Source organism: Spiroplasma sp. Moj, assembly GCF_016082285.1.
GTDB classification, from domain to species: Bacteria; Bacillota_I; Bacilli_A; order Mycoplasmatales; family Mycoplasmataceae; genus Spiroplasma; species Spiroplasma phoeniceum.
The window spans coordinates 1-5,915 of sequence record NZ_MQTY02000064.1 but is presented as its reverse complement, the minus strand read 5'-3'; the positions used below and the strand labels follow the sequence as shown (position 1 = coordinate 5,915).

Here is a 5,915-nt window from a genome sequence, read left to right as displayed (position 1 = left end):
TTTAGTGATAATTTGTTAGCTTTGCCACCTTTTTTAAATTTTTCTATTTCAGCAACCTTTAAAATATCTAACATTTTATTAAAAGTGGCTTGTTTTATTCCTGTTAATCGGAATAATTTTTTATCATTAATAAAATCAAATTTATCAAATTTCATAATTTTAGATTCCTATAATTTCTATTTTAAATATATTTTATAGGAATTTTAAAATAACTAGGTTATGCAAGAAGTCTATTAGTTTACGTGATAAAGAAATTATTGCTGTTAAAGGGCGAATTCAATCATTTCGTTCCAATAATTTTGATGAAGAAAATTATTATAACGATATAATTGCTGACCGTGTTACATATTTAAGCAGTTTTAACTAACATTACTTAATATTATTAACTTAATACCAATTAGCCATTTTTTTGAAGTGGCTTTTTATATAAATAAATTAAAATTTAATACCAAGGAAAACAATAGTTTCAAAAAAAAGAAATTAAAATAAGGTCTTTTTAAGTAATTATTTTTTTATAAAAAAATTAATATTTTTGCTAAAAACACTTGCAAAAAAATGAGGATTTTATATACTTATAAAGGTGTCAGTTAGTAGTAATTTATTACTTAATTGTAAATAAAATACTTACTTACATTATCAAAAACAATACTAAAAATATGAAAAAAAGAGTCAAAAGTTATTGACAATAAACGCATAATTTTGTATGATTTGAAAGATGTTTTGCTGACACAAGAACGATCTTTGAAAACTAAACATAACAACAAAAGATAATCATTTAATCAATGAATATCCGTCATTAAAGCTAGGAACAAAAACAATATTTTTTTAATGAGAGTTTGATCCTGGCTCAGGATAAACGCTTGCGGCATGCCTAATACATGCAAGTCGAACGGGGTGCTTGCACCCAGTGGCGAACGGGTGAGTAACACGTATCTAATCTACCCATTAGCGGGGGATAACAGTTGGAAACGACTGCTAATACCGCATACGACATTTTCTGGCATCAGAAAATGTTAAAAGGTCCGTTTGGATCACTAATGGATGAGGATGCGGCGTATTAGTTAGTTGGTGGGGTAATGGCCTACCAAGACAATGATACGTAGCCGAACTGAGAGGTTGATCGGCCACATCGGGACTGAGACACGGCCCGAACTCCTACGGGAGGCAGCAGTAGGGAATTTTTCACAATGGGCGAAAGCCTGATGGAGCAATGCCGCGTGACTGAAGACGGTCTTCGGATTGTAAAGGTCTGTTGTAAGGGAAGAACAGTAAGTATAAGAAATGATACTTATTTGACGGTACCTTACCAGAAAGCCACGGCTAACTATGTGCCAGCAGCCGCGGTAATACATAGGTGGCAAGCGTTATCCGGATTTATTGGGCGTAAAGCGTGCGCAGACGGTTTAACAAGTTTGGGGTCAAATCCTGGAGCTCAACTCCAGTTCGCCTTGAAAACTGTTAAGCTAGAGTGTAGGAGAAGTCGATGGAATTCCATGTGTAGCGGTGAAATGCGTAGATATATGGAGGAACACCAGTGGCGAAGGCGGTCGACTGGCCTATCACTGACGTTTAGGCACGAAAGCGTAGGGAGCAAATAGGATTAGATACCCTAGTAGTCTACGCCGTAAACGATGAGTACTAAGTGTCGGACTAAGTTCGGTGCTGCAGCTAACGCATTAAGTACTCCGCCTGAGTAGTATGCTCGCAAGAGTGAAACTCAAAGGAATTGACGGGGACCCGCACAAGCGGTGGAGCATGTGGTTTAATTCGAAGCAACGCGAAGAACCTTACCAAGGCTTGACATCCAGTGCAAAGCTGTAGAAATACAGTGGAGGTTAACATTGAGACAGGTGGTGCATGGTTGTCGTCAGCTCGTGCCGTGAGGTGTTTGGTTAAGTCCAGTAACGAGCGCAACCCTTGCCGTTAGTTACTCCATTAAGTTGAGATACTCTAACGGGACTGCTAGTGTAAACTAGAGGAAGGTGGGGATGACGTCAAATCAGCATGCCCCTTATGTCTTGGGCTACACACGTGCTACAATGGTCGGTACAAACAGTTGCGATCTCGTAAGAAGGAGCTAATCTGAAAAAGCCGATCTCAGTTCGGATTGAGGGCTGCAACTCGCCCTCATGAAGCCGGAATCGCTAGTAATCGCGAATCAGCAATGTCGCGGTGAATACGTTCTCGGGTCTTGTACACACCGCCCGTCACACCATGAGAGTTGATAATACCAGAAGTCGGTATTCTAACCGCAAGGAGAAAGCCGCCCAAGGTAGGATTGATGATTAGGGTGAAGTCGTAACAAGGTATCCGTACGAGAACGTGCGGATGGATCACCTCCTTTCTATGGAGTTAATACTTTATAGTAATTAACTAGTTTTAATGACCGTTATGTTTAGTTTTCAGAGATTAGTTTCTCTGACAATAACAAGTAAATGTTATTGGAATTGTTCTTTGAAAACTGGATAATAGACATCTAGTTATTTTAATCACTTGATTAAAATAACAATAATTCAAAATTTCTGTTATTTTTAAAAAATAACTAAAATTTCACAGTTATATTTGTAAATAATTCTCAAAAAACTGATTTAAAATCAGGTCAAATAATTTATAAAACTTTGAAGTTACAAAGGGCGTATGGTGAATGCCTTGGGAATAGGAGACGATGAAGGACGTGACTACCTGCGATAAGGTTCGGGGAGCTGGAAGTAAGCTTTGATCCGGACATGTCCGAATGGGGAAACCCGGTGAGATTAATCTCTCATCATCCTATAATGAATAAATAGTTATAGTGAAGGTATACCTAGGGAATTGAAACATCTTAGTACCTAGAGGAAAAGAAAGCGAAAGCGATTCTCTTAGTAGCGGCGAGCGAACGGGGAACAGCCCAAACCAGATTTATCTGGGGTTGTAGGACCATAATAGTAGAGTTACAAAACTTGTTTATAGTAGAAATGGTTGGAAAACCATGCCACAGAGGGTGATAGCCCCGTATATGAAATAGACAAGACTCGAAATGGTATCCTGAGTACGGCGAGACACGTGAAATCTTGTCGGAATCAACGCGGACCACCGCGTAAGGCTAAATACTACCTATTCACCGATAGTGAACCAGTACCGTGAGGGAAAGGTGAAAAGCACCCCGGGAGGGGAGTGAAAGAGTACCTGAAACCATATGCCTACAAGAAGTCGAAGCCCGTTAATGGGTGACGGCGTGCCTTTTGTAGAATGAGCCGGCGAGTTATGATAGCATGCAAGGTTAAGTAGAAAATACGGAGCCGTAGTTAAAGCGAGCCTTAATAGGGCGTTTAGTATGTTGTCATAGACCCGAAACCAGGTGATCTAGCCATGAGCAGGTTGAAGTTGAGGTAAAACTTAATGGAGGACCGAACCGACGTTCGTTGAAAAGACCGCGGATGACTTGTGGCTAGAGGTGAAATTCCAATCGAACCTGGAGATAGCTGGTTCTCCCCGATATAGCTTTAGGGCTAGCGTCGAGGTTAGCAAGTTGGAGGTAGAGCACTAAATGTATGATGGCCCCACCTAAGGGTACTGAATGCAATTAAACTCCGAATGCCAATTTTGTATACTCGGCAGTCAGTACATGGGTGATAAGGTCCATGCACGTAAGGGAAACAGCCCAGATCATCAGCTAAGGTCCCAAAATTTATGCTAAGTGTGTAAGGATGTGAAGTCGCTTAGACAGCTAGGAGGTTGGCTTAGAAGCAGCCACCCTTTAAAGAGTGCGTAACAGCTCACTAGTCGAGTAACTTTGCGCCGAAAATGTACCGGGGCTAAGCATAATACCGAAGCTATGGGTTTTGTATTTATATACAGGGCGGTAGGGGAGCGTTCTAACAGGGATGAAGGTAGACCGTGAGGACTGCTGGACTGGTTAGAAGTGAGAATGCCGGCATGAGTAACGTTTGAGGGTGAGAATCCCTCATGCCGTTTGACCAAGGTTTCCTGGGCAAGGTTCGTCCACCCAGGGTTAGTCAGGACCTAAGGCGAGGCCGAAAGGCGTAGTCGATGGACAACAGGTTGATATTCCTGTACCACCATATAGAGCGATGGAGTGACGGAGAAAGATAGTATATCCCGGTTATTGGATTCCGGGCTAAGCACAAAGAGGGTAAGGTTGGCAAATCCGCCTTGCATAACCTTGAAGTGTGATGGGGAGCGAACGGTTCGCCTAGTAGCGAAGTATATGACTCCATGCTTCCAAGAAAAGCTTCTAGTACTATTTATATGGTGCCTGTACCTAGAACGAACACACGTGGTCAAGGAGAGAATCCTAAGGCAAGCGAGATAACTGTAGCTAAGGAACTCTGCAAAATAACCCCGTAAGTTAGCAAGAAGGGGTGCTCATAGTAATATGAGCCGCAGTGAAGAGGAAGGGGGAACTGTTTAGCAAAAACACAGCTCTCTGCAAAGTCGTAAGACGACGTATAGGGGGTGACGCCTGCCCAGTGCTGGAAGGTTAAGGGAATTAGTTAGCATTAGCGAAGCTTTGAACCGAAGCCCCAGTGAACGGCGGCCGTAACTATAACGGTCCTAAGGTAGCGAAATTCCTTGTCAGGTAAGTTCTGACCCGCACGAAAGGCGTAATGATCCCTTCGCTGTCTCGGCTGCAGACTCGGTGAAATTTTAGTACCTGTGAAGATGCAGGTTACCCGCAACTAGACGGAAAGACCCCATGGAGCTTTACTATAGCTTGATATTGGGTTTTGATATAGCATGTATAGGATAGGTGGGAGACTTTGAAGCAGTAACGCTAGTTGTTGTGGAGTCATCCTTGAAATACCACCCTTGTTATGTCGAAATCCTAACCTAGATCTGTAAGCCAGGTCAGAGACAGTGTCAGGTGGGTAGTTTGACTGGGGCGGTCGCCTCCTAAAATGTAACGGAGGCGCCCAAAGGTACCCTCAGTATGGTCAGAAATCATACATAGAGCGCAAAGGTAGAAGGGTGCTTGACTGTAAGACTTACAAGTCGAACAGGAGCGAAAGCTGGGCTTAGTGATCCGGCGGTCCCGTGTGGAAAGGCCGTCGCTCAACGGATAAAAGTTACCCTGGGGATAACAGGCTGATCTCCCCCAAGAGTTCACATCGACGGGGAGGTTTGGCACCTCGATGTCGGCTCATCGCATCCTGGAGCTGAAGTTAGTTCCAAGGGTTGGGCTGTTCGCCCATTAAAGCGGTACGCGAGCTGGGTTCAGAACGTCGTGAGACAGTTTGGTCCCTATCTGTTGTGGGCGTAGGAAATTTGAAGAGATCTGTCCCTAGTACGAGAGGACCGGGATGGACACACCTCTGGTGCTCCAGTTGTCACGCCAGTGGCACAGCTGGGTAGCTATGTGTGGAAATGATAATCGCTGAAGGCATCTAAGCGAGAAGCATACTTTAAGATGAGATTTCCCATCCTTTATGGAGTAAGACCCCTTGAAGACGACAAGGTTGATAGGTTGGATGTGTAAGCACGGCGACGTGTTCAGCTAACCAATACTAATAGGTCGAGGACTTCAAAAAAGCGAGAGCTTATTTACAAATTTTAGACAGTTTATTATCTAGTTTTGAGCGAATAATTTCCCTCAGATATAATCTGGTGCTTATGGCATAGTGGACACACCCGTTCCCATCCCGAACACGGAAGTTAAGCACTATTACGCCGACGATAGCCGCAAGGTGAAAATAGGGCAGTGCCAGGTTGAAAAAAGGTTTTGACTTTTTTTAAAATATTTTTACTTTCTTNNTANTTTANAAANATNNTATANTANACTTCTTGCATAACCTAGTTATTTTAAAATTCCTATAAAATATATTTAAAATAGAAATTATAGGAATCTAAAATTATGAAATTTGATAAATTTGATTTTATTAATGATAAAGAATTATTCCGATTAACAGGAATAAAAC

At 42.2% G+C, this 5,915-nt stretch carries 3 rRNA genes; all 3 read left to right on the top strand.

The features are described 5' to 3' along the window. Positions 1 to 824 precede the first annotated feature (824 nt). A 16S ribosomal RNA gene (locus BST80_RS03670) occupies positions 825 to 2,344 on the top strand. Positions 2,345 to 2,617: 273 nt separating this feature from the next. After that, positions 2,618 to 5,528 (top strand): 23S ribosomal RNA (locus BST80_RS03665). A 72-nt stretch (positions 5,529 to 5,600) separates the two neighbouring features. After that, a 5S ribosomal RNA gene (gene rrf / locus BST80_RS03660) occupies positions 5,601 to 5,707 on the top strand. Together the 16S, 23S and 5S rRNA genes form the textbook arrangement of a ribosomal RNA operon. The last annotated feature ends 208 nt before the right edge of the window (positions 5,708 to 5,915 follow it).